Below are 23749 nucleotides of genomic sequence, written 5' to 3' on the forward strand. Positions count from 1 at the left end.
ACCCTTAATAAACTTGAACAAAAAAGTTTTTACACACATACTCTAGCTAAGAATCAAAGGTGAACGAAAATGATACTTCGAAATACAACAAAAACTAAAATAATTAAAACATCAGTCAACTTTGGAAAAGGAATGTCTTTTCACCTCGATAAATCAGGGCAACCTATTAAGACTGAAAAAGGCATCAGAACTCACTCATATAGGCACGATAAAATAGAACCTAATTTTCCAGTGCTATATCACCCGACTCGCTTCACAGAATGCCAAGAAATGAACTTATTTTTAATGCACCGCTTTGAAGGTCATTTCAGTCTCAAAAAGAATCAAATAGACAATGAGGCTTTTAGTGACGCTTATCATGCCAGCCAACCGGGAAAGCCATTAGATGTTAAGTCTGTTCGCAGTATAGCTAAGCACTTAAAAGCTTTCTTAGATTGGTTGGATAAAGATGGTGCATCCTATTTTGAAGTAATAGCCGCGCCACTTTCGAAACAGTCTGTAGATGATGAGATTTCTAGGTTACCTGTGTGGAGATATCACGAGCATTTGTGTGAAAGAATCGAAACCAAAGATAAGTCTAAACGCATAAGCTTTAACAGTGCTCAAGAACGAATTAGAGCGGTTAAAGCATTCTATATATGGAGTCATAAACGCGGGGCTATAGATAGCCTCCCTTTTTCGCTCGAATATAAACAGGTACGTATTAAAACAAAAGCTAAATCAGGTGTCAGTTCGTTGTTTCAATTACCTACCAGCAACAATCGTTCTGGGGGCTTATGGAAATGGGTCAGTAATTTGAGCATTCCAAATACATTGAAACAAAAAGAAGACTCACCAGACAAAGGTCTACAACCATATTCTCCAAAAGAACTTAAACAGTTACTGGAGACGAATACAGCTCAAAAAGAGACTTATAAACTTTATTTGCAATGTGCTTTGCTAGGTGGACTTCGTTCTTTTGAGATTTCAGCCATCGACCAGAAAGACCTTTTTGATCCTGATGAAAAAGAAAACGAGAAACGTATTCCAAAATTGAACATTGTACGAAAAGGACATAAGCCAGTGAGATTAACAATAGCGCGAGTTCTAATGAAGCTTTTGTACAATCACACTTTGACAATTCAAAATATGAAGCGACGTACCAAACATGAGACTAATCATGGTATGGACAATAGTGAACATCCGCTTCCTTTGTTTATGAATAGTTCAGGATCGCGGATAAGCGAAGATACACCGGGGAATACTATTTCCATAGTTAGAAAAGAACAAAGGAAGCAGGGATTAGAAATACTATTACGCACATTCCATGACTTACGCGCTACCTTTGCTACTTATGTCGCTAAATACCTAATTGACAAAGGTGAATCGGAGAGTTCCATCAGACAGACACTAATGACCTTGATGAGTCACGAAAGTTTTAAAACAACCAAACGTTACATCGACTTTGCCAAAAGTGTAGCAGTGGATGCATACGGAGCAATGTCAGAGTGGGTGAAAGATATCTACGGTGATGTTGACGAATTACTGATGCGTGAGGCTGAAGATGCAGCAGCAAGTTAAAACGCGGAAGTCCAATCGTATTCCTGCTAGATTTAAACCTCATTCAATTGTTCTAGCCAAACAGTTAGACGTTTTATTTAACAGGGCATATGACAAAGAAAACAATATTAGCGCAGATGACGACACTGCTATTTCAATGAGTCGCTTGCGGAATGCTTGTGTCAGTTTACAACACACTCTTCCTCTAGCCCTTAATAAGGTTAGTACAGATACTGCGACATCAATTCAAACTTCGGGATTAAATGCTCTATCAGACTTTGAAATTTGGCAAGAACTGGAATACTTTTGCATTAATGAAATAAATGATGTCAAGCTACCTAGTTATGCTACTCGTATAGAAGAAGCCTTAGAAAACTTAGCTAAGTTTCATTTTTATGATAACGCTATCAACGCTCCTTTTAGGCTAGTAAATGGGGCTACTTCAATCGACATAACTAAATTATTCGAACTTGAATTCCATCAAGTAAAAGAGATTCGTAAATTACTAAATAAATATCTGGACTATCTCGTCCTTCCAGAATTAAGCCTCAAAGATTCTTCTATTAGGGACAATATCCTCAAAACTGCGACAGCTATTATAAATCTTTGTCTACATGATACTTTTAAGAATACTGAACGCGTCAAACTGCCATTATTGGCAACATTACAGGATAGGGAATTCGTTTCATCATTTATATGCAATCACAACTTCCGTACTTTTTTAAAATTTATACTACCCGATGTGTGGGGTAAAGCTAGAGTCAATCAATTTAAAACTGAAGCCGAAGTAATAGGGTATGCACAAAGCATATCATCCAAATTTGGCAATGAAGTTGATGCTTTTTTGAAAAATCAGATAGCAAGCGCTTCGGAAGCTAATACAACAAGAGTTAGATCCTCAACTTTATCATTTCCAAGGTGGTTGAATAGTGCTGGTAGCGTAGCATCACCAATAATTAAGCTGCTTAGTGAGCGTGGAATTCAAGGGTTTGCAGAAAATGGCCTTCAGGGATTTAAATACCTTTATAAGCATTACCAAGAAGAAACTCAAAATAACCAGCAGTTTTTACTGCTACTAAACGCTGCATTGGACCTTTACCACTTTGTTACGGGTGAAAAAATCGCAAAGGAAAGTTTATTACCCTACTCATTGGGCTATTACCTTAAAGAAAGTGACACTACCGAATGGCAGAAGCATGAGTGGGTATATGACAATGCCTATAAATTTTATCAAAACCTAGTCGAATACCATAAAGTTTTTACAAAGCGAATTGATGGCGAGAGCATAGGTATCGTCACTCTCAAAGGTTACATAGGTAGTATGGCTAGAGCATTGAAAGAAAATGCATCATCATTAACAGATGAACAAATGAAGCTTATTGCCAGTCATGGGGTTCATGCTTTTGTTGAAAATAACTGTGAGATACTAAAGGCTATAAGAGAGGCAATTCAACTAAAATCAAAACAAGGCGACTTGTCGGTTTTTGTTGGTAATCAATATCAGAGCGCTATCGACAAATTACTATCGTTTTATGGTCTAGATACTATTAAAAGCTTTCCGGTCAACACCGAATTAACTGCACAACATCAAGAGCAACTCTCTCAGAATCAAGATAAGCTCTACTCATATAGAGAAGTAGTAGAATTAGCATATTACATAGAAAAAGGGCTTTCTGAGACCTTACTCACAATTAAAGACAAAGTTACACTTTATGCAGCAAAAGTCATATTGAAAACTGGTTGGAATTCAACTCCTACGCTAGAGCTTGATACTGACGACTTATTTTTCTTTAACACGCCATTACATTCAAGTAAAACTCCTGCTCTTCGTTTATTTAAACGCCGAGCTAATTATCAAACACAATGGCATAAATTTGAAATTCAAGCCGAAGATCTAGAAAAAGAAGGCGTCTTATACGGCGACGTTGTCGAACCAGTAATATTTGATATTAAGGCTGCGACTAAACTTACGTCTATTTACCGCCCTTCTATTGAGAACCTATCAAAAAGAATTTTTGTTTTTCCCAAAGTAAATAGTATTGGAGAAGTAAAGATTCAATTATTAACAGCATCACGTTTCAAGACCACTATAGATAGGATATTGACTGAGCTTGGGTGTGATATCGTATTTAATTCGCAAAAGATCAGAAAATCAGGGCTTAACTACATTTACCGAAAAGTTGCCAAAGAATTTAAGTGGTATCAAAAAGCTGGCAAGCACTCTTATGAAACGTTCTTGCGTCATTATTTAATGCAAGATAACAAAGATGTTGCAATGACAATCAACAGAGCGACAAAAACAATGGCAGACTATTTTGTTCGCGATGTTACCGACAAAGTAATCATTTTGCAGACTCCACCAGAAGACGGTAAAAAAGTCCCGAATGGCACATGCATTAACTCAAAAGATAAATCCGCAGTAGTGGCATTCGAATCACAAAACAGGAAATTATTAGACCAGCGAGATACAAACGAGCATGCATGTGCCGACTTTAACGCATGCTTGTGGTGTCCGTTCTATCGCTGTGTTGCTGACGCATTGCATGTTTGGAAACTTTTGTCATACCGGGATTTTGTTGTTGCTGATATGGAAAACTCAGCCGCAACATTTGACTCTGTAACAGAGCAACTGGAAAACATAGAGCAGTTGAAAAATAGAGTTAACGAAATATTAACTGATATTGCCAAGCTTAATGCTCAAGCTGTGATTGATGGAAAAGAATTATTGAGAACAGAGGGTATTCATCCTCATTGGAAAAACACAGGCTTGCTATGACCAAAGAGATAACTAAAACAAAACTACTTGATATCGCTGTTGTAAAAACACATACAGGTCAAATCACTATAAAACCTTTGGTTCAGGTGTTAGAAGATTTTAAAGTTGATGATACTAGCGCTTTTAATTCGATTGCTTTGTGGGAAAACAGAGCATTGAATATTGCTAAACATGGCACTATTCACTTTGGCGATGACACTTGGATAAGCTATGAAGAAACGCAAAGAAATGTGAATTTTAAAGGTGTTGATGAATTAGCATATCAAATTCGAATTTATTCACTAATTAAACTCACACATGGTGATGTTGTAGGCGGTAAACCTCTAAAAATCTCTACACTTCAAAATGATGTAACGTATCTAAATTTAATTGCAGCCTTCTTAAGACAAAGAGGTTATCACTCATTTCATGAGTTGGAGTTCAAATCTGACTTAGTTATTAGGAATCTCATAAAAGACTATTTATATGAAGTCGGGAAAATAGCTATTTACAGACAATCACACTCATTTACTAAACTATTTGACGTGCAACGAAGCTTTCGTCTTTTTGGCCCTAAGGTGTGTAGTGTTTTTATTAATGTGCTTAACCAACTAAACGAGTTACACCATCCGAGACCAGTCACTTATTCGCACCCTGTCATTCCTACTAAAGTAATGAAAAAAATTCTGAAGTTTGCAGAAAAAATAGTTGAAAACTCTAAGGATAAGATAGAACGATGGCTAGAATTAAATGCACGCTTAATAGATAGTTTACATGAAGGCTCCATTGAACCACCGCCCAAAATGAATACAGGTGAGCTAATAGCAAAACATGTAAGAAACTTACCCAATGAAGAGGAATTCATTCAATTATCCGAAGAATTAGAAGATTTAAAATTAGCCACATACATTAATATCTTGGCCTATACAGGTATGAGATATAACGAAGTACTTACATGCAAGGTTGGCTGTGCCAATTACAAAGATGATATTTATTACATTACGGCAATTATGACCAAAACCGACAACAGTAAGGTTGAGATGGAATGGTTTTCAAACGCTGAAGTACATGAGTGTGTTGGTATTTACGAAAAATATGTGATCGGTATGCAAGAAAGGGCAAAAGCTGTACTTTCTTCATGCAGAGCCAATATAACAAGTAGTCAAGCACACAATTTGAAAGAAGGGTTAGAAAGAAACCGTCTTTTCGGGGTTTCACATAGTAGCTGTAGTGTTAGTTTTAGCGATGCTGGGCGATTCACAAAATTTGAGGTTAAAAACAGTGAAAACATTGAGCTTTTTGACTTAACTCTAGACGATGATGATATAGCAGAGCTTGAACGCCTTGAATCTAACTACAAAGAGGTTAGAGGAGAGAATAGAGGTGTCCCATACGAAGAAGGCGATACGTTTAGATTAACCGCTCACATGTTTCGACATACGTTGGCCTACTTTGTCATTGCCAATAAATTAGGTGAGCTTGATGATATTAGATATCAATTTAAACATTTAACTAGCCTAATGACGTTTGTTTATACTCGAAGAGCATTTTTGGCCTCAACAACTTTAATTAAAACTACTGAAGAGTTTAATGAGATTTTAATTGACCGTGTTGCAGAAGAGTTAATAGATGAAGCCGAGTCACAATCACTTAAAGGTGGTGCTGGTGAGCAAATTAATAAAACATCTAAAGATCTGATAATAGGTATTACTGATAGTCAAAGTAAAGATTCGACTGTGATTAAGCAGATCCATTTCAGTTCAATTGAAGAACTGAAAAAATTTCTCGTCAAAAATATTAAAAACATACGTGGCTTACCTACGGGGTACTGCACTGCGGGAGAAGCTTGCAAGATAAAAGGAGCAGGAATCCCTAGTGGCTGTGTGTATTGTGGTAGTAAAATCATTACCAAACGCCACAAGGTCAATTGGCAAATAATAAAAAAAGAAGCAACGCAGAAACTAGAGGCATATGCGGCATTAACCAAAGAAGAGCAAGAAGATTACGAGCTATTTGCTATTCACTGGAAAAATAATATAGCAGCAGCTGACTATGTATTAGATGAAGGCAAAGCGCATACAAACCAAGGAGAACAAGCATGAGTAGCGCATACGATGATATAAAACGTGCTTTTGAAGAGATGAAATCTGATGGCAGCAAGATAACCAAAAATGCAGTAGCAACGAGAGCTAAAAGAAATATTGCAAATCTATCTAAAGAAGAAGAAAAATGGGTAAAGTTACGAGAAAATATTGAAAAAGCTCAATTAACTTGGGAAGAAAAAAATAAAGATAATTTAATAAAACAACTCAGAACAAAGGTAGCCGAACTAAAAAGCAAGCTTGCTAAAGAAAAGCAAAAAAACGAGATTGACCCTAAGGAAATCGATAAGGATTTTGAAAAGCTACTGGTGCGATTACAAGAAATGTACGCTGAAATAGATAAGCTCAAACTGATTAATGCTGATTTAAAAAATCAACTTCAGCACTCAGGGCAACATACAGAAATAAGAGTGGATACGTCTACTGGTGAAATTATTGAATTAGTTTCAACGAAACAATAGATTAGATGTAGTAGTAGATTAGATGTAGTAGCTCATATCTCATCTTACAGTTTTGTTGATTAGGTTTAGACTTCACCTGACAGGCAGCAAGAGCGAACAAGAGACGGTCAGAGTGATCTGGATATGTGAACTTAATTCTACAAAGCGGACGCTTAGCGACCCCGTTCATGCAATAAAATTGAGTTTAGGCAATCCGCATTAATTGTATAATGATGTCTCTGCTTCTAAAGAGTATGTTTATGAGAACCATTGGAAAACTGGCAAAAGATTTAGATATCAATGTTGAAACGATCCGCTTTTATGAGCGCCAAGGTTTAATAGAGCAGCCTCCAAAACCCGAATCAGGTTATCGAAAGTATGACGAGACACACGCTAATCAACTCAAATTTATTCTGAAAGCTAAAGCATTAGGGTTTACGCTGAAAGAAATTGAATCACTGATGTCACTAAGTAGCAGTTGCGCTGATATAGAATCGATGGGATTGCAAAAACTTAATCTCATCCGTAATAAAATTGCTGATTTACAGCGGTTAGAGAAAGTAATTCAAGATATGACAGATTCTTGCAAGGCCAATCAAGACCCTCAATCCTGCCCGGTAATAAATTCACTTAAATAGCTATTGACCCCGTACTTATGTACGGAGTTTATACTACCTTAAAAATTGAGGTAGATAGTTATGATCAATAAAATTCTAGATAAAGTAGGTTCTGGTGGCGTTTGGCTAGCCGCCCTTAGTTGCACAGCATGTTTTCCTGCGCTCGGCTCATTGGCATCTGCTCTTGGGTTAGGTTTTCTTTCACATTTTGAAGGGATAGCGGTGAACACCTTATTGCCATTATTTGCTTCACTAGCGTTGTTAGTTAATTTCTATAATTGGTATCAACATCGAGAGTCATTAAGAGGCATTTTAAGTGTCATTGGCCCAATTGCAGTATTGCTGACCCTTTATCCTTTATGGCAATACGACTGGAGCACTTACTTATTTTACTTTGGGATCATTTGGATGGTCGTAATGTCTATTTTAGATATTGTTAAGCCCATTAAGGAACCAGTATGCAAGGTATAGAATTAAAATCTAAGATAACTTGCCCTGAATGTGGATTTAGCAAAGTTGAAACCATGCCTACAAACGCTTGCCAATGGTATTACGAATGCGAAAGCTGTAAAGCACTACTTAAACCGTTCAAAGGTGATTGTTGCGTTTACTGCTCTTATGGAACAGTTAAGTGTCCTCCTATTCAAGAAGGCAATGCATGTTGCTCAGGTAAGTAGCCTAGTATTCGGTGGTTCTGTGCCAACCAAGTAATATCTTAAATGCGATTGCGATTAACACTAAACCACCAAATAGTTCAGCTTTAGACTCCAGCCATACGCCACTTCTTTCGCCGATATTCACACCAATCTAGCTAAAGGCAAACGTCGTGACGCCTATTATCAAGCAAGCTACGGCTATATCTACCTCAAGCAATGTGATTGCATAACCTGCCGCCATTGCATCAATACTGGTGGCAATAGCAAGAACAAATAGCACACGATGAGTAACATTAGCAATATCTTCTTCAATTCCTTCAGATTGGGACTCATAAATCATTTTTGCCACCGATAAATAATAGCAAAATAAAAGCTATCCAAGGTGCATAATCTTCAATCCAAGATGATCATCCTTTACCGCTGTAATAGCCTAAAAGAGGTATAAAGCCTTGGAAAAATCCAAAATAAGCAACGGCTTTAATAAAGAGTTTTTCAGCATTTGCTACTTTTTTAGAACCTAAGCCTATGGATACTGCAAACACGTCCATACTGGGTGCTATAGCTAATACAAATACTTCAAACAAATCGATTAAACCTGAATAAAATTGTTATAAGATTACGTGACGTATAATTAGTTACTTGACTGATGTTAAACACCTAAGGTTTGCTGACAGTTGCTCAATTATCGAAGCCTTATTTTTACACCAAATTTCAGCCAGATATTCAGTAACAGTGCCAACACTTGAAGGAAACAGAATATTCCCCGCCACTTTGGCGAAAGGGCCATCAGTTTCGAGTAAAATCCTATCTTGAGGTATCCACGATATTACTTTTTTAGCTCTGGCTGAAGTAAGCATGGCTGGCCCAATAGAAAAGAAACAGCCTAGCTCGACGGCTTCTAGAACTTGCTTCTTAGTACCTAAAAACCAATGAAGAATGGCAGTACCAGCATTGGGGTATAACTTAAGTTGTTCAAGTACTTCACCTGTCGCGTTGAGACTATGGATAGTTAATATTTTGTTATCAAAGCCTTCACATTTTTTCAAAATATGCGTAAAAACCTCTAATTGATCATCAAAGTAATCAGCATAACCTTTTGAGCCATCCAGCCCAATTTCTCCAATATATCTAGTTCTATCAACTAGCTTATCGAATAGTGCTAATTCATTTTTTCTTAGATGAGCAAGTTGAGGGTGCAGACCCAAAGCCGTTTTACAGTGTTTTATGTCACTTGTTAACTGGACAGTACCTTCAAAAGCTGACGGCACCGTAGTTACTGATAGCACGTAATAATTACTGCTTTTTATGTCGTTCAATACCTCTTGATAATCTGGATATAAATCAACATGGCAATGAAGATCCATCATGATGATTTATCCGCTTGGAGAAATAATTCAACCTCTGCCAATCCTCGCTTAATAGTTGATTCTAATTTTTCTCGTATATCTTTTTCTTGTGGTATTGGTCCTGACTTTCGAAGCCAAGAACGATAGTTATCGGATTGTTTCAATCTAATAATGGCTGTTTGAACCGCTTGAAGATCATCACGCGTATCTTTTTCTTTCATAAGCCCTTTCAACCTCTTTGTCTTGTATGGCGCATCTTGTGTAAAACCAGCATGAAAAACTGACGCTCTTCGAATAAGACAAGGTACACAATGTCCACACTGTTTATGCTCTCTGTGCCAATGACTACATGAAACACTCAGAGGAACAGCTTTTCTAATTGCGTCTTGATCAACACATTCCGCTAACATTTCACCTTTAGTTTTGAATTGATAGGGGTTTACAAATTTGACATGAAACCCAGTGTCTCTAAGCAAAGATTCAAGCCTGCTTAGAAAATTAGGATGAGTAGTTCTAGTACTATGGCTACCAATCCGTCTTCTGGTAAGCGGTGGATTTATAGAAATATAGCCATTCTCAGGGACGACAATAGTTTCAATACTGCTATCGCAATTAGCATTTCTTAAGGCTGATATACCAAGTACCGCCATAGCTAGGAAGTTGAAGCTTCTTCCCCTCATGCTAATGTCAGTTTTACCTTCTAAATGCTTGATAATATGAGGAGACATTGAATAGGACAATTCGCCGAATGGCGGGGATAATAAATGCTTAATATCTTCCTGTTTTGCGCCATCACCACGATAAGCGTGACTAACCAAAAGCGGTTTTAAGGCTGACTCTCCGTTTAAAATGTCAATTGCACCAACTGCGCTGTCAAGACCTCCTGAAAAAAGGCAGACTGAGTTGAGTCCAATTAATGATTTTGCTTTTGCTTTCGCTTGCTCACTTGTTTTAGGAGTCGGCATCGGCATAGTTGTTTTTTCAAAAGTAAACTGCCATTGATCGCCCGTTAGAAAGTTGAGCAAAGAACTTAGTTCAGGCTCAACAGTATTCCACATATCCTCATCGGTAACAGGAACATGTAAATGCATTTTTCTAGCCCATGCATTTTCTGCATTATCCCTCAATTCAAATGTATCAGCGGCGGTAACGGCGGTTGCAATTGTTATCAGATCTATTGCATCAGCATCTACATGCAATCCTAAATCACGAACTGTTTGTAGTAGTTGTTTTGACACCAAGCTGTGCTTAGTGATGTCATTTTGATGCGTGTGAAACATTTGGACAGGATGACAGTCTTCAGAAAAATCAGGCAAGTTAGCTGGGTCATGGTTAAAATAAAAATTAGTCATCAAAACTCTCCCATTCATCCACTGTCATTGCAATTGCATCAGCTTGAATTTTAGTAATATTTTCCTTGCTAATAGTACTAGGGTTGCCATTAGTTACTTTGTCTAACTGCTCTTGTGTGATCACTTTTATTAATTCCCTTAATTCTACTTCCATTTGATGATGCTTACTTGCAGGCTCAACATGAAACCAAGCTCTGCCCATGCCTTCAACCACATCCTGAAAAATAAGATCTGTTAAATAACAGCCTATGGCTTCTTGAATAACTTCGTCAGTAAAACTGTTTGGGTCAAATTCTTCTGTATCGGGGAGTGCTTCTTCTAGTGCGTAATCCAACGCAACTCTTACAGCATCCGAATCGGCATTATCAGGTGCCAAATGACTAGCAATTTTGTCAATTGCTTGGTCAGTCGATAACCCAGTTAGATCACCTAATGATAAGCTTTGATTATTAACCGTTACGGTGTCGCCACGCATGACACCAAGCAATCCAGAACCAGCCGTTATACCGCTTGCTAGTCTCCGGCTTGTGCTTTTACCTCCGCCAGAGCCTTTTCTAGAGTAACTTTTTAATGAACGCCTTAGATCTGAGGTTGAGCCACCTGTTTGTGCATATTTACCAAATGCTCTTCTGGCGCTGGCAAACCTATTTGGAGGTGGCGTTGCTGTTGGCGAACCACCGATTTCTTGTTGAACCTTGTCATTGTCAATATCGTTGGTATGGTCATTCTGATCATCAGATTGATTGTTATCAGAACCAGTTTGATCATCCCCATCAGTACCTGATGCAGGCTCTATTGTGACGGGATCTCCTTGCTCTGCCCAAGATGGAATTAGCGGACTCTTGTTATTCGGTCCTGTAGACGATGCGGACGTACCCATATTACTTAATTCCCTCTAGTTCTTTTAAGATTGGATTGAGCCACCTTTGACGAGGCAAGCTTTTTAAGAATGTAAGAAGACTTAAGCAACATTTATCATCCTGCTTGGCAAGTAACACGGCTCCATAGATGCCTGTTGGTTTTTCGGTCCAATCACCAATCAACTTAAAGTTTTCAATCAAACCATCCATGACTGACATGTACTCTTCCTTCGGAGTTGTGGTAATCGCAGTAGAGTTAACGCCACTGACCCTTACCTTTTGCTTCATTAATTCTTCTACAAGTTTTTGAGCAGCTCCCGACATTACCGCATTAACAGCACCCATTGGAATGCTTTCTCGGCTAAGGTATGCCGCTGGGGTCAAATCCATCTCAGTAAACATTGGAGGTAATTTTGACCATTTATCAATAAAAGCTAGGTCGAGTTTCCACTCTTCAGGTAACTTTATTTCATCAAATTCAACTTCTGAATTTTCGAGATCCGCTAAAACTTTTGGATATCCGTTTTCCTTATCAATTAATTCATAAAGCTTGTTAGTAGCCTGAGTGCCTAAGCACCTCTCAAAAATTACCAGCTTAGTGATAGTTTTCTCGTCAAGCTGCATTCCTCGACGGTGAGCCGTTTTCTTTCTCATCTTAACTTGATTGAGTAATCGCTTAACTATGCGAGGGTTACCGTTAATGTTTGTGGATTCAGCTAATAGTGGAGCTAACTGTTCAGCAACTACAAATTTGCTTCTGAGTCCTGAATGCTTTTCGATATCGTGATCCTGAAGAAGCTCATCAACGGTAATTTGTGGTTGTTTCCAAGAAAGCCTTAATGATTCTTCAAGGGCACATCTTATCGCTTCTAACTGAGCATCTGTCACTCCGTGGTCTTGAGCGGTGAGCATCATTAAATATGCCCTTATCTCAAGAACACCGGGCCTTGGTACATGCACAGGAATTTGAATAAGCTTGTCTAAATAATCAGTTTGATGTCGTTGAGATGCACCTTTGTGATATTCAGGTACTGCCAAACGGATCATGTCTTCATCGGCGGCAATGACAAATGCGGTATTTGGTAAAAATAGAAATAATCTGATCGCCTCAAGTGTTGAAATGGCATTAAATGGAGAGCAGCGATCTAAATTATCGACATAGACAATAAGTGGCTTATCAAACTCCTTTAACAGATCAGAATATGCTTTTCGGAATTCTTTAATTTCTTTAGGAGGTGAGAATGATTTCTTATCTTTGATCAAACCTTTGTTTTTCTTCGCAACATCCTTAGCGCCATCGACAGCACCTTTTACATCATCAACATCAAGTTCACCATCGTCACCACCACTGAATAGTCCCATGATCTTCTGTATACCACCCATAGTCGGTATACCAGCTAATGCTGCACCACCATTCATTAGCAGTCCCATCAGTCTGATCTTATCTATTCGTCCAGCAAACTCTATTGCTTTTGCACTTAGATTTTTATCGTCTGCTGCTTTTTTTACTAAAGTAGATGCAATTGTTTCTAATAGCGCTGCTTTAGCGTCATCGTATCCTTGGAAAGTCCATGCATCGAAATGCACTTGGATATATTCTTGTTCATCAGTTTCCAAAGATGCTTTGGTAAGTTCAAGAATCGTGGATTTTCCAGCGCCCCAATCACCAAAGACACCTATACTAATAGGCATTAATTCCTTTTCAGTGATAAGATCTTTAATCGACTCAGCCGTTTCATTAAAGTTTAAGAAGTCAATTTTTGACTCTTTATCAGACCACATAACATCTCCTTTTGTTTATTATTTTTTTGTTCCATTCTTTCAATAGTTCGATGAACCGTCGGGCGGCTAACAGAATATTTCTTCGCTAATGCAGAGATCGATTCACCATTTAATTTATCTTTATATAATTCTTTCGCTTGTTTGTCTGATAAAGCAGGCAACCTACCCATATGTTTGCCTTTAGCCTTCGCTTCTTCGCGACCTTCTGCGGTTCTGGCTTTTATAAGATCCCGCTCAAGTTGAGCGAATACTCCACATAGGTTGATCATGGCGGTGGCAAACGGATTATCATTTTTAGTATTGAGAGAGCCGTCGATAATATTTAAACAAGCCCCCTTTTTGTGGATACTTTCAATAGCCTCAAGAATAGACTTTAATGATCGGCCTAGCCGATCAAGGCGAGTAACAATTACCTCATCACCCTCCCTGATAAAATCGATGAGTTCCTTTAGCTTTTCTTCATTTCTAATGGAAGCACCTGACTGTTTTCCTTGAAATATTTTTTCACAGCCATGAGCGTCCAACTTGGACAGTTGAATATTTAAATCTTGCTCTTTAGTTGAGACTCTTGCAAAACCAACTTTCATATGTACGAAACCTGTAACTTTCGTACATCTTAACAATCAAGTGAACGAAAGTACATTAAATAAATTTCGTACATGAACGTAATAAAATATAGTTATTCGTACACAACACGGATAGAAAATGAATGACAATTCTAACTATCAAGTGACTTAATTATTCCACACGCTTCAATGGTGTTTTCAGTTGTACACAAACTTGCCATTTGTTGAAGCTCAGCTTTTAGTGCTTTGAGTTCTCTCATTCGATTGTTAACTAAGGCCAATTGTTGAGCAATGAGCTTATTAACACTTGCACAGCTTTCTTCTGGCTTATTTTTCAGTTCCATAAGGCGTTTAACATCTGTTAGAGGGATATCCAAACTTCGGCAATGCTTTATAAACTCTAATTCTTTTAAAGCCCGTTCACCGTATAACCTGTAATTCCCTTCAGTACGTTCAGGAGTTGAAAGCAACCCTTCTTTCTCGTAATACCGAATTGTTTGTATCGAACACCCTGTCGTTTTTGAAAGTTCACCTATCTTCATAAAACTTTAGTCCTAAATCTTGACTCTATAGTCACTATAGACTTTATAGTTAAGTTATCAAGCAAATAACTAAGGCCGTGCAATGAGTGGTTGTGGTTGCGAAGTCGAACTAAAAGATGCGAAACAAAAACATGTGCTGTATTGGTTGCTAGGTATTAATGCGGTTATGTTCTGCGTTGAGATTACTGTGGGCCTATATGCAAACTCAACGGCTTTGATAGCAGATTCAATGGATATGCTGGCTGACGCAATTGTCTATGGTATTGCTCTATATGCCGTGAGCCGATCTTTAAAGCATAAAGCCAATGCAGCCCTTATCAGCGGTTACTTTCAGCTGACACTCGGAATACTGGTAATCTTTGACATAGTAAGAAGACTCGGAGAAGGTGAGCCTCACTCTTGGTTCATGATCGGCTTTGGTTTTGTAGCATTAATAGCAAACGTCATTTGTTTAGTTTTAATCAGAATGCAAAGCAATGGTGAAGTCCATATGCGTGCAAGCTGGATATTTTCAGCCAACGATGTGATCGCAAACTTGGGGGTCATTGCTGCTGGTGTTTTAGTGATGCTACTTGATTCTCGCTGGCCTGACATTGTGATTGGTAGTGTGATTGCAACCCTAATTTTAAGAGGGGCTTACCTGATTATTACTGATGCGAAGAAAGAGCTGAGCAACGCAGAGTTAACAAGCGAAAACAATAGCTGTAGTGGAAGTAAATCAAAATCATGTTCTTAAAGGAGATGGATAATGAGTGCTAATTATTTAGAGAAAACACAAATATTAGACTTAGATGATCACAGCATCCAATCTCTAATAGCAGATCGGAATTGGAATACAATGGATGAATACAACACAATAGGAGCTGCTTACACCTTTGTTAAAGATGAGATTCAGTTTGGTTACAACCGCAGCGATGATATATCTGCGAGTGAAGTTTTAGCGGATGGCTATGGACAGTGCAATACCAAGGGAAACTTGTTAATGGCTCTATTCCGAGCGCTTGGTATTCAGTGCCGATTTCATGGTTTCACGATTGACCAACAGCTTCAGAAAGGCGCTATTCCTTCTTATGTATTTTGGCTTGCCCCAAAATCCATTATCCATAGCTGGGTAGAAGTGCTCTATGAAGGTAAGTGGATCAATTTAGAAGGCTTCATTCTCGACGAAGCTTACCTAAGTTCAATTCAATCCAAATTCAGTCAAGCTAAAGATAATTTTTGTGGTTATGGAATAGCTACTACCTGCATAAGTAACCCAGAGACGAACTGGGTTGGTAAAGATACTTATATTCAAAAAGAAGGCATACACGACGACTTTGGCTTTTATGACTCACCCGATGAATTCTATGCTGAGCAGGGAACCAATCTAACGGGTATTAAACGTTGGGCGTACCAAAACTTTATCCGTCATATCATTAATTGGAATGTACAAAGGCTTAGAAGAAAAAATGTAACCGCCGAGGCTCAACATGCATAACCACTCTCACGGTCATGATCACCCTCACAATGATGAGGACGCTTCGAGACGCATTGGCTGGGCTTTTTTTCTAAACCTCACGTTTACCATCATCGAATTTATCGGAGGTTGGTTAACCAATAGTACGGCAATCATGGCAGATGCTATCCATGATTTAGGAGATAGCATCTCCATAGGCACCGCATGGGGATTAAATAAGCTCAGTAACAAGCCTGCCTCTAGCCAGTTTTCATATGGTTACAAGCGCTTTTCATTGCTTGGCGCATTGATTAACGGTTTGGTATTAACTGTTGGTTCTGTTTTTATACTAATTGAGGCCATACCAAGATTAGCTAACCCCGAAATGCCTCAAGTCGAAGGAATGCTTTTATTAGCTATTTTTGGCATGGTGGTAAACGGTTACGCTGCCTATAAGCTAAGTCATGGAAAGACCTTAAATGAACGAGTTTTAAACTGGCACTTGCTTGAAGACGTTTTAGGTTGGATAGCTATATTTATTGTATCAATCGTATTGATGTTTGTTGAATGGCCCATACTCGATCCTATTTTATCAATTGGGTTTACCCTTTTTATTTTATTTAATGTTGTAAGAACACTGAAAACGACACTTATGCTCTTCTTGCAAGCGACACCAGATATTGATCTTATTGAAAATATTAAATCGAAAATAGTTTCTAAAGCCATTGTGGGTGAAGTACATCACTTACACATCTGGTCACTTGATGGTGAACACAACGTTTTAACCGCCCATATTGTTTTAAACACTGAAATATCTAACGAAGAGCTGAAATCGTACAAGCTAGAGTTGCGACAGGAGCTTAAAGAGTTTGATTTTGCTCATACAACAATTGAAATAGAGTTCATAGACGAGCAATGTCGTGACGCAAGCTAAACGATAGTGTTAACATTGGCATAACTAAGAGATAGTTGAAACGAAATGAATATTAAACAATTCCCTGCATACATCATGATAGTGCTGATATTACTTCAGTCATTTTCTGCTGTGGCAAAAGTTGCTGATGTTCATATTGTTGATTCCGAGCATATAAAAACCGAGCATGTTCATGCTTTAGATGACCACATTTCTTCTGAAAAATTAATACAATCATCAGCAGATAATGACCAACACAACCCCGCTGATTGTCATCATTGCGGACACTGCAATGGCTCGCATGTACAGTTTGCTACGCATGTTTACATCAGTAGAGACATTGATTTCAAATCAAGTCAGGTATTTGATTATTTAAAAGTAGTCATTGAAGCTCCCCCTTCCAGATTACTTCGACCTCCCAAAAGTTAGTCCTTTTATTTAATTGGCGCGTTAGGCGGTGAAGCCAACGCTCGTTTCATAAAATAAACAGGACAAAATATGAATATGTCTTATTTTAAGGCCCCCGTACTTGCTTGGAAGAAAGTAAAACGGTTGCTTCTGTTGTCGTTTTTAGTGACAACTAATAATGTATTTGCAAATGACTTAACTGTTGATTCAGTTTCATTGTCAGAGGCAATACAACGAACACTTGCAAACAACCCACAGCTAACAGCTTTTAAATACAAACAAAAGCGTTTAGACGGCGAGTTAGCTACCGCAGGGTTAAAACCTGAATATAACGTCAGCGCTGAATTGGAAAACTTTGCAGGTACAGGTGATGTATCTGGATTCAGCGACGCTGAACTTACCTTATCAATATCTTCCGTGGTGGAATTGGGAGATAAGGTAAATAGCAGAAAGCTTTATGTTAATGCCCAACAGCAAGCAATAGCTGTTGAAAAAAGAATACAAACACTCGATATTTTGGGTGAAGTAGCAGCTCGCTATATCGATGTTTTGACGTTACAGCAAATCATGCTCGTCAATGAAAATGCAGAAAAGCTAGCACGAGAAACCTATCAAACTGTCTCCAAAAAAGTTCGTGTTGGTTCGGCACCGTCATCAGAGCAAAAACGAGCTGATGCAGCTTTAGCAACAGCTCGACTAAAGACGCTAACCATTTCCAAGCAGTTAGAGGCCAGTGTTCGTAAGTTAGCTATTATGTGGGGAGAACAATCACCGCAATTCTCTCGTGTATCAGGCGATTTATTTGCACTTCCCAAAACAATATCACTCGAATACATCATGGCTCAACTTTCTCAAAGTCCTCATATATTAGCTTATGCAGAGCAATCGAGAATTCAGCAAGCTCAATTACAATCAATCAACGCACAAAGCCACGCTAATATAACGTGGAGCGCAGGTGTGAAAAGACTTGAAGGTAGCAATGAGACTGCGTTGGTTGCAGGAATTAGCGTCCCTCTGTTTACGAGTGATAGAAATAGAGGCAGCTATCAATCTCAAAAAGCAAAACTCGATGAAGTTGAGCAGCAACGGAAAGCCAGTGAGCGAGCAATTTACAGCCAATTAGCGACATTTTATGCGGCTCAGGAAGAGGCTCGCCTTACGGTTGAAACCTTACAAACCAGTATTATTCCGCCTCAAGAAAGTGCTTTGTCATTAGTGCAAAAAGCCTATTCGGACGGGCGCTTTAGTTATTTAGAGCTAGTTTCAGTTCAAAAAGAGCTTATTGAGATGCAATATGCGCTTATTTTTGCCGCAAGTGAGGTTCACAAACAAAGCGCCTCCATTGAGTCCTTATCAGGCATTCCATTAATTTCTTCCGGCAATACAGAAAGCCAACTTTCAAGCTTTATTGAGAATTAATCATGAAAAAGAAAAATATATTAAATTCACCAATCAGCCTTTTCAAATTAATGCTTGTTGCTGTAATTGGTTTCACCTCCATCACGACCTCAGCCAGTGAAGAACACAAAGATGAAATAGTCTCTATGTCTGTTGAGATGGCTAAACAAAACAGCATTGAAACAGTAGCAGCAACTAGCGGTGTTATTCATAACGAAGAAGTTGTATATGGAAAAATCGTTGCCGATCCTGCCTCACTTGCGCACGTTAACGCTAGATTCGATGGTGTTATTAAGGAAGTAAAAGTCAATCTCGGCGAAGAGGTCAAAAAAGGTGAAACGTTGGTAGTGATTGAATCCAATGAGAGCTTAAATCAATATTCGATAAAAGCACCAATGTCTGGGCGTATAGTCGCTAGGCAAGCCAATATTGGCGAGCTTACAAATGGTGAAAACTTGCTGACAATAGCCAATTTTGACGTGGTTTGGGCACAACTATCAGTGTTTCCTACTCAGCTAAGTAAGGTTAACGCTAACCAGCAGGTGCTAATTCATAGCACTGAATTTAATCAAAGTGCGCAAATTAGCTATTTAACACCATCACTAAACGACAAGCCATACTCATTGGCATTTGTAAAATTGGATAACAAAACCAACAAGTGGCCGCTTGGCACTGTAATTAAAGGTGCGGTTACGACCAGTCAACACTCTGCTCCAGTTGTTGTGCCAAAAGGAGCCATTCAAGAGTTTGAAGGCAAAGATGTTGTTTTTATTAAAGAAGGCAATGAATACCACCCTAGCGCCGTAAAAACTGGCGCTTCAGACGCTATCAATATTGCTATCATCGACGGTTTGAACGTCGGCGAAAGTGTGGTTGTAAAGAACAGTTATCTGCTAGTTGCTGATCTAAAAAAATCGGAGGCTGGACATGAACACTAATCTCCGACCTTTTTGTCCTCTACATATTGGCTTCAGTATTATCGAGGTGAAAATATGATCGCTTGGATACTAGAATTATCTATCCGTAGACGTGGTACTATGTTGCTTATGGCCTTGTTTATCATCGCTTTAGGAATATGGAACTATCAGAAGCTACCTATTGACGCTGTGCCAGATATAACCAATGTACAGGTACAAATAAACACGCAGGCTCAAGGTTATTCACCTTTGGAAACAGAGCAACGGATTACGTTTATCGTCGAAACGGGCTTGGCGGGTTTACCTAAGCTGGATTATACCCGTTCACTTTCTCGATATGGCCTGTCGCAAGTGACTGTTGTGTTTGAAGAAGGCACAGATTTGTATTTTGCCAGAAACCTAATCAATGAGCGACTTAGCGCAATTAAGGAGCAACTACCGTTTGGCATTGAACCAGAAATGGGACCAATTGCTACGGGCCTCGGTGAAATATACATGTACAGTATAACTGCCGACGAAAGTGCAAAGCAGAATAATGGCTTACCCTATGATGCGATGGCGTTAAGGGAGATCCATGACTGGGTAGTGAAACCACAACTTGCATTGGTTAAAGGGATTACGGAAATCAATGCAATTGGTGGCTATAAAAAGCAATACCATATCAATCCCGATCCGTTAAGGATGTTGCACTTCGGTATTACCAGTGAAGCACTATCAAATGCAATAATGCGAAATAATGCAAATCAAGGGGCTGGATTCATCGAAAGAAGCGGACAGCAAATTCTTGTTCGTTCACAAGCTCAGTTGCAATCTATTCAAGACATCCAAAACGTCATTATAAAAAGCGACGACGGCACACTTGTAAAAGTTAAAGATGTCGCCGAAGTTGCGATAGGAAAAGAGCTAAGGACAGGAGCTGCATCACTGGAAGGCAAGGAAAGTGTGATTGGCACCGCAATGATGCTGGTAGGAGAAAATTCACGCTCGGTGGCATTGGCTGTTGGTGACAAGCTTAGTGAAATCCAAAACAGTTTACCTCAAGGCGTGTCCATAGTTCCCTTATATGACAGGACAACTCTGGTTGATAAAGCAATTAGCACCGTACAGAAAAATCTTATTGAAGGTGCATTACTGGTTATCTTCGTATTGTTCCTATTACTGGGTAACATACGCGCCGCTTTGATTACCGCCGCAGTAATTCCTTTGGCAATGTTGGCAACAATCACGGGCATGGTTCAAAGCAAAGTCTCTGCGAATTTAATGAGTCTGGGAGCCTTAGATTTTGGATTGATTGTCGATGGCGCGGTAATAATCGTTGAGAACTGCATTAGGCGGTTAGCAGAAAGCCAAAAACGAAATAGTTCTGTCATTTCCCTGAAAGAACGCCTAGACATTGTTTATTCTGCTACCAATGAGGTTATACGACCTAGTGTTTTTGGCGTATTGATCATAACGATTGTCTATTTACCTTTGTTTACCTTATCGGGTGTCGAGGGCAAAATGTTTCATCCGATGGCCGCAACGGTGATAATCGCTCTATTGTCTGCAATGGTATTTACCTTCACGCTAGTCCCCGCTGCGGTTGCTTTATTCTTGAAAGGCAAAATCAGCGAAAAAGAAAGTCCAGTAATTGTCGGCGCTAAGTCAGTTTATAGTCCTGTTTTGAAGTGGGCTTTAAAACTACGTTGGCTAGTTGTTTGCGGCGCTGCTTTACTTGTGACATTTAGCATATTACTTGGTAGTAAATTAGGATCTGAATTTGTTCCTCAACTTAATGAAGGTGACATTGCACTGCACGCGATGCGTATTCCGGGCACGGGTATTGACCAAGCTGTAGAAATGCAGAAGGTACTTGAACAACAAATTATGAAATATGATGAAGTTGTTACGGTGTTTTCAAAAACGGGCACAGCAGAAGTTGCGACAGACGCGATGCCGCCAAATGTGACTGATACTTTTCTGATATTAAAGCCGAGAGAGCAATGGCCCGACCCTAATTTAACGAAAGAGGATTTTGTTGAAAGGCTGGAAAAAGATCTCAGCTCTATTCCCGGCAATAATTATGAGTTTACTCAACCAATTCAGATGCGATTTAACGAATTAATTAGCGGAGTAAGAGCTGATTTAGGGATTAAGCTCTACGGTGATGATCTATCCCAACTTGTCATTTCTGCACAAGAAGTTTTGGCTACACTCAATACAATTTCAGGTGTTGCTGATGCGCGGCTCGAACAAGTTGATGACGTGCCTATCTTTACCGTTAACCCCAAGCCTGAAGCATTAGCGCTATACGGGTTGGATGCAAGCGACTTACAGTCTTGGTTAAAAACAGTCGTGTCAGGTGAAGGCGCAGGGTTAATATTCGAAGGTGATCGTCGATTTGAAATTGTAGTTAGATATCCTGAGCTGTTGAGAGCCAACCTTGATCAGCTAGGTAATTTGCCAATCGCGACAGAAAGTGGTGAGTTTGTACCTGTAAGCGAAGTTGCAGAGTTAAATTATACGACAGTTCCAAGTCAAATAAGCCGAGAAAATGGTAAGCGACGAATTGTAATTACAGCAAATGTTAGAAACCGAGATCTAGGCTCATTCGTACAAGAGGCACAGCAAAAAATTCAACAAAATGTTGAATTGCCTGCTGGTTATTGGCTTGAGTACGGCGGAACATTTGAGCAACTTGAGAGTGCAACGCAAAGATTATCCATCGTAGTACCTGCCACATTGTTTGTAATTTTGACACTGCTTGTCATAGCATTTAGTTCAATAAAAGATGCCCTGATCATATTTAGTGGTGTGCCTTTAGCACTTACAGGCGGCGTATTGGCTTTGTGGTTAAGAGACATGCCTCTTTCAATTTCTGCTGCTGTTGGATTTATCGCTCTTTCAGGGATAGCTGTATTAAATGGACTGGTGATGCTGTCATTCATTAAACAGCGATTACTTGAAACAGGAGAGCTAATAAACTCAATTATCGAAGGTGCAACTATCAGGCTTCGCCCTGTATTAATGACCGCTTTGGTTGCTAGCTTAGGTTTCATTCCTATGGCATTAAACGTCGGAACTGGGGCTGAAGTTCAGAGGCCATTAGCAACGGTGGTAATTGGAGGGATTATTTCCTCTACTTTACTTACTTTAGTTGTTTTGCCTGTTCTATATAGAATTGTTTACAGTAAATACAAATCTTAACTTTAATTTAGAGGCTTCTCGTAATGTTTTCGAGAAGCCTTTTGTTAAGTTACTTTTGCTCGTTCAGGTGTGTAAAAAGACCTATTTAAAACTAAATTACTTTTAAGACGCCGCGATACATTTGTATCTGACAATGAAACTCATGCTCTCCCTGTGACAAGTTTAATAAGGTAATTTGAGTAATTTCATTTAACTTAAGCTGTTCGCTTATATCCAATGAAGGAATAAGCATTATTTCAGCGCAGGGGGATTGCTCTTTATGACCGTTATGAACGCACGTCATTATTGCTAATTGCGCAGATTATGAATGAAACTGGTAAACGGATTATCATTTTTTGTACTGACAGAACCATTAATAATCTTTGAACAATCGCCCCGTTTGTGAGTACTTTCAATGTCCTCAAGAATAGACTTTAATGATCGGCCTAGCCGATCAAGGCGAGTAACTATTACCTCATCACCCTACCTGATGAAATCGATTAGCTTCTTTAACTTTTTTCATTTCTAACCGAAGTACCAGACACATTGCCTTATAATATTTTTTTACAACCATAATAGCCCAACTGAACAGTTGAGCATTCAAATCTTGTTCTCTAGTAGATACTCTTGCAAAACCACTTTCATGTGTAGGAAACTTTTAGCTTTCGAACATGAACGAGATAAAAGATCAATATTCGTTCATTTAAAAAGTGAAATAAATGACAACTCTAACTATCAAGATTAATTCTTCCACATGCTTTAACTGTGTCTTCACTTGTACACGAGCTTACATTTGTTGAAGCTCAGCTTGTAGTACTTTGAGTTCCCACATTAGATTGTTAACTAAAGCCAATTCCGCCTGTGTCTATCACAAGTTCAAAACTCAAACTCTAAATATAAGCTGATTTGATCTCCTTCAAAGAAGATTTTTTGCCCATAAACTCTTACACCGAAAT

22 protein-coding genes and 1 pseudogene are annotated in these 23749 nt (G+C 38.9%); 14 read left to right on the forward strand and 9 right to left on the reverse strand.

Annotation, left to right across the window (positions count from 1 at the left end):
- Positions 1-69 precede the first annotated feature (69 nt).
- The 7 genes from GZH31_RS13065 (at position 70) to GZH31_RS13095 (ending at position 8130) form a co-directional block, all read left to right on the forward strand.
- Complete coding sequence (locus GZH31_RS13065; protein WP_075594024.1) at positions 70-1560, forward strand: site-specific integrase; 1491 nt, start codon at positions 70-72, stop codon at positions 1558-1560.
- On the forward strand, positions 1544-4315 hold the full coding sequence (locus GZH31_RS13070; RefSeq protein WP_075594023.1) for a hypothetical protein: 2772 nt from the start codon (positions 1544-1546) through the stop codon (positions 4313-4315). The genes GZH31_RS13065 and GZH31_RS13070 overlap by 17 nt, the downstream gene beginning before the upstream one ends.
- Positions 4312-6396 (forward strand): hypothetical protein, encoded by a 2085-nt coding sequence (locus GZH31_RS13075; protein ID WP_045979590.1) that lies wholly within the window; start codon positions 4312-4314, stop codon positions 6394-6396. Before GZH31_RS13070 ends, GZH31_RS13075 begins: the two co-directional genes overlap by 4 nt.
- Positions 6393-6857 carry a hypothetical protein gene (locus GZH31_RS13080; protein WP_016708220.1) on the forward strand — a complete coding sequence of 155 codons (465 nt, stop codon included), beginning with the start codon at positions 6393-6395 and terminating at the stop codon, positions 6855-6857. Before GZH31_RS13075 ends, GZH31_RS13080 begins: the two co-directional genes overlap by 4 nt.
- A gap of 239 nt (positions 6858-7096) precedes the next feature.
- Positions 7097-7474, forward strand: coding sequence for a MerR family transcriptional regulator (locus tag GZH31_RS13085; protein ID WP_016708221.1), 378 nt, complete (start codon positions 7097-7099; stop codon positions 7472-7474).
- A gap of 60 nt (positions 7475-7534) precedes the next feature.
- Positions 7535-7924, forward strand: coding sequence for an organomercurial transporter MerC (gene merC, locus GZH31_RS13090; RefSeq protein ID WP_016708222.1), 390 nt, complete (start codon positions 7535-7537; stop codon positions 7922-7924).
- Positions 7912-8130, forward strand: coding sequence for a GDCCVxC domain-containing (seleno)protein (locus tag GZH31_RS13095; RefSeq protein ID WP_062566147.1), 219 nt, complete (start codon positions 7912-7914; stop codon positions 8128-8130). The genes merC and GZH31_RS13095 overlap by 13 nt, the downstream gene beginning before the upstream one ends.
- Position 8131: 1 nt before the next feature.
- Here the strand turns inward: GZH31_RS13095 and GZH31_RS13100 are convergent.
- The 7 genes and pseudogenes from GZH31_RS13100 to cadR form a co-directional block, all read right to left on the reverse strand.
- Positions 8132-8693 (reverse strand): annotated as a pseudogene (locus GZH31_RS13100) (manganese efflux pump MntP family protein).
- Between the two features lie 51 nt (positions 8694-8744).
- Entirely contained in the window at positions 8745-9476 is a 732-nt protein-coding gene (qatD, locus tag GZH31_RS13105; RefSeq protein ID WP_180311080.1) for a Qat anti-phage system TatD family nuclease QatD, read from the reverse strand.
- On the reverse strand, positions 9473-10807 hold the full coding sequence (gene qatC / locus GZH31_RS13110) for a Qat anti-phage system QueC-like protein QatC (RefSeq protein ID WP_180311081.1): 1335 nt from the start codon (positions 10805-10807) through the stop codon (positions 9473-9475). The genes qatD and qatC overlap by 4 nt, the downstream gene beginning before the upstream one ends.
- Positions 10800-11687: a hypothetical protein gene (locus GZH31_RS13115; protein ID WP_016708226.1), complete on the reverse strand. Its 888-nt coding sequence runs from the start codon at positions 11685-11687 to the stop codon at positions 10800-10802. The genes qatC and GZH31_RS13115 overlap by 8 nt, the downstream gene beginning before the upstream one ends.
- A gap of 1 nt (position 11688) precedes the next feature.
- On the reverse strand, positions 11689-13449 hold the full coding sequence (locus GZH31_RS13120) for a P-loop NTPase fold protein (protein WP_016708227.1): 1761 nt from the start codon (positions 13447-13449) through the stop codon (positions 11689-11691).
- Positions 13413-14036: a recombinase family protein gene (locus GZH31_RS13125; protein WP_016708228.1), complete on the reverse strand. Its 624-nt coding sequence runs from the start codon at positions 14034-14036 to the stop codon at positions 13413-13415. The genes GZH31_RS13120 and GZH31_RS13125 overlap by 37 nt, the downstream gene beginning before the upstream one ends.
- A gap of 131 nt (positions 14037-14167) precedes the next feature.
- Positions 14168-14557 carry a Cd(II)/Pb(II)-responsive transcriptional regulator gene (gene cadR, locus GZH31_RS13130; RefSeq protein WP_016708229.1) on the reverse strand — a complete coding sequence of 130 codons (390 nt, stop codon included), beginning with the start codon at positions 14555-14557 and terminating at the stop codon, positions 14168-14170.
- Between the two features lie 82 nt (positions 14558-14639).
- On the opposite strand from cadR, the gene GZH31_RS13135 reads away from it, so the two are divergent.
- The 7 genes from GZH31_RS13135 (at position 14640) to GZH31_RS13165 (ending at position 22814) form a co-directional block, all read left to right on the forward strand.
- Positions 14640-15293: a cation transporter gene (locus GZH31_RS13135; RefSeq protein ID WP_016708230.1), complete on the forward strand. Its 654-nt coding sequence runs from the start codon at positions 14640-14642 to the stop codon at positions 15291-15293.
- 12 nt (positions 15294-15305) lie between these two features.
- The gene (locus tag GZH31_RS13140; RefSeq protein WP_016708231.1) at positions 15306-16034 is read left to right on the forward strand and encodes a transglutaminase family protein; all 729 of its coding nucleotides are present in this window, start codon (positions 15306-15308) and stop codon (positions 16032-16034) included.
- Positions 16027-16926: a cation diffusion facilitator family transporter gene (locus GZH31_RS13145; protein ID WP_016708232.1), complete on the forward strand. Its 900-nt coding sequence runs from the start codon at positions 16027-16029 to the stop codon at positions 16924-16926. Before GZH31_RS13140 ends, GZH31_RS13145 begins: the two co-directional genes overlap by 8 nt.
- Before the next feature lie 75 nt (positions 16927-17001).
- Positions 17002-17334 (forward strand): hypothetical protein, encoded by a 333-nt coding sequence (locus GZH31_RS13150; RefSeq protein ID WP_227006811.1) that lies wholly within the window; start codon positions 17002-17004, stop codon positions 17332-17334.
- A gap of 75 nt (positions 17335-17409) precedes the next feature.
- Positions 17410-18732, forward strand: coding sequence for a TolC family protein (locus GZH31_RS13155; protein ID WP_231387283.1), 1323 nt, complete (start codon positions 17410-17412; stop codon positions 18730-18732).
- Positions 18733-18734: 2 nt separating this feature from the next.
- Positions 18735-19649 carry an efflux RND transporter periplasmic adaptor subunit gene (locus GZH31_RS13160; RefSeq protein ID WP_016708235.1) on the forward strand — a complete coding sequence of 305 codons (915 nt, stop codon included), beginning with the start codon at positions 18735-18737 and terminating at the stop codon, positions 19647-19649.
- A 54-nt stretch (positions 19650-19703) separates the two neighbouring features.
- A complete protein-coding gene (locus GZH31_RS13165) occupies positions 19704-22814 on the forward strand; it encodes an efflux RND transporter permease subunit (RefSeq protein ID WP_016708236.1) in 3111 nt (1036 codons plus the stop codon).
- 91 nt (positions 22815-22905) lie between these two features.
- On the opposite strand, the gene GZH31_RS13170 is transcribed toward GZH31_RS13165, so the two are convergent.
- Together GZH31_RS13170 and GZH31_RS20120 are read right to left on the reverse strand one after the other, a co-directional pair.
- Complete coding sequence (locus GZH31_RS13170) at positions 22906-23097, reverse strand: cupredoxin domain-containing protein (RefSeq protein WP_227006812.1); 192 nt, start codon at positions 23095-23097, stop codon at positions 22906-22908.
- A 5-nt stretch (positions 23098-23102) separates the two neighbouring features.
- Positions 23103-23264, reverse strand: a complete 162-nt coding sequence (locus GZH31_RS20120; protein ID WP_353956868.1) for a hypothetical protein — start codon at positions 23262-23264, stop codon at positions 23103-23105.
- Positions 23265-23749 lie beyond the last annotated feature (485 nt).

The sequence above is a fragment of the Pseudoalteromonas sp. JSTW genome (assembly GCF_013423925.1).
Classification (GTDB): domain Bacteria; phylum Pseudomonadota; class Gammaproteobacteria; order Enterobacterales; family Alteromonadaceae; genus Pseudoalteromonas; species Pseudoalteromonas lipolytica.

Excerpts from the sequence above, each read along its gene's own strand:
- GZH31_RS13135 (WP_016708230.1), top strand. The coding sequence starts at position 14,640 with ATGAGTGGTTGTGGTTGCGAAGTCGAACTAAAAGATGCGAAACAAAAA.
- qatC (WP_180311081.1), bottom strand. The coding sequence starts at position 10,807 with ATGACTAATTTTTATTTTAACCATGACCCAGCTAACTTGCCTGATTTT.
- GZH31_RS13080 (WP_016708220.1), top strand. The coding sequence starts at position 6,393 with ATGAGTAGCGCATACGATGATATAAAACGTGCTTTTGAAGAGATGAAA.
- GZH31_RS13165 (WP_016708236.1), top strand. The coding sequence starts at position 19,704 with ATGATCGCTTGGATACTAGAATTATCTATCCGTAGACGTGGTACTATG.
- GZH31_RS13150 (WP_227006811.1), top strand. The coding sequence starts at position 17,002 with ATGATAGTGCTGATATTACTTCAGTCATTTTCTGCTGTGGCAAAAGTT.
- GZH31_RS13155 (WP_231387283.1), top strand. The coding sequence starts at position 17,410 with ATGTCTTATTTTAAGGCCCCCGTACTTGCTTGGAAGAAAGTAAAACGG.
- GZH31_RS13095 (WP_062566147.1), top strand. The coding sequence starts at position 7,912 with ATGCAAGGTATAGAATTAAAATCTAAGATAACTTGCCCTGAATGTGGA.
- GZH31_RS13125 (WP_016708228.1), bottom strand. The coding sequence starts at position 14,036 with ATGAAAGTTGGTTTTGCAAGAGTCTCAACTAAAGAGCAAGATTTAAAT.
- GZH31_RS13120 (WP_016708227.1), bottom strand. The coding sequence starts at position 13,449 with ATGTGGTCTGATAAAGAGTCAAAAATTGACTTCTTAAACTTTAATGAA.
- GZH31_RS13145 (WP_016708232.1), top strand. The coding sequence starts at position 16,027 with ATGCATAACCACTCTCACGGTCATGATCACCCTCACAATGATGAGGAC.
- GZH31_RS13140 (WP_016708231.1), top strand. The coding sequence starts at position 15,306 with ATGAGTGCTAATTATTTAGAGAAAACACAAATATTAGACTTAGATGAT.
- cadR (WP_016708229.1), bottom strand. The coding sequence starts at position 14,557 with ATGAAGATAGGTGAACTTTCAAAAACGACAGGGTGTTCGATACAAACA.
- GZH31_RS13075 (WP_045979590.1), top strand. The coding sequence starts at position 4,312 with ATGACCAAAGAGATAACTAAAACAAAACTACTTGATATCGCTGTTGTA.
- GZH31_RS13160 (WP_016708235.1), top strand. The coding sequence starts at position 18,735 with ATGAAAAAGAAAAATATATTAAATTCACCAATCAGCCTTTTCAAATTA.
- GZH31_RS13170 (WP_227006812.1), bottom strand. The coding sequence starts at position 23,097 with ATGACGTGCGTTCATAACGGTCATAAAGAGCAATCCCCCTGCGCTGAA.
- GZH31_RS13065 (WP_075594024.1), top strand. The coding sequence starts at position 70 with ATGATACTTCGAAATACAACAAAAACTAAAATAATTAAAACATCAGTC.
- qatD (WP_180311080.1), bottom strand. The coding sequence starts at position 9,476 with ATGATGGATCTTCATTGCCATGTTGATTTATATCCAGATTATCAAGAG.
- GZH31_RS13070 (WP_075594023.1), top strand. The coding sequence starts at position 1,544 with ATGCAGCAGCAAGTTAAAACGCGGAAGTCCAATCGTATTCCTGCTAGA.
- merC (WP_016708222.1), top strand. The coding sequence starts at position 7,535 with ATGATCAATAAAATTCTAGATAAAGTAGGTTCTGGTGGCGTTTGGCTA.
- GZH31_RS13115 (WP_016708226.1), bottom strand. The coding sequence starts at position 11,687 with ATGGGTACGTCCGCATCGTCTACAGGACCGAATAACAAGAGTCCGCTA.
- GZH31_RS13085 (WP_016708221.1), top strand. The coding sequence starts at position 7,097 with ATGAGAACCATTGGAAAACTGGCAAAAGATTTAGATATCAATGTTGAA.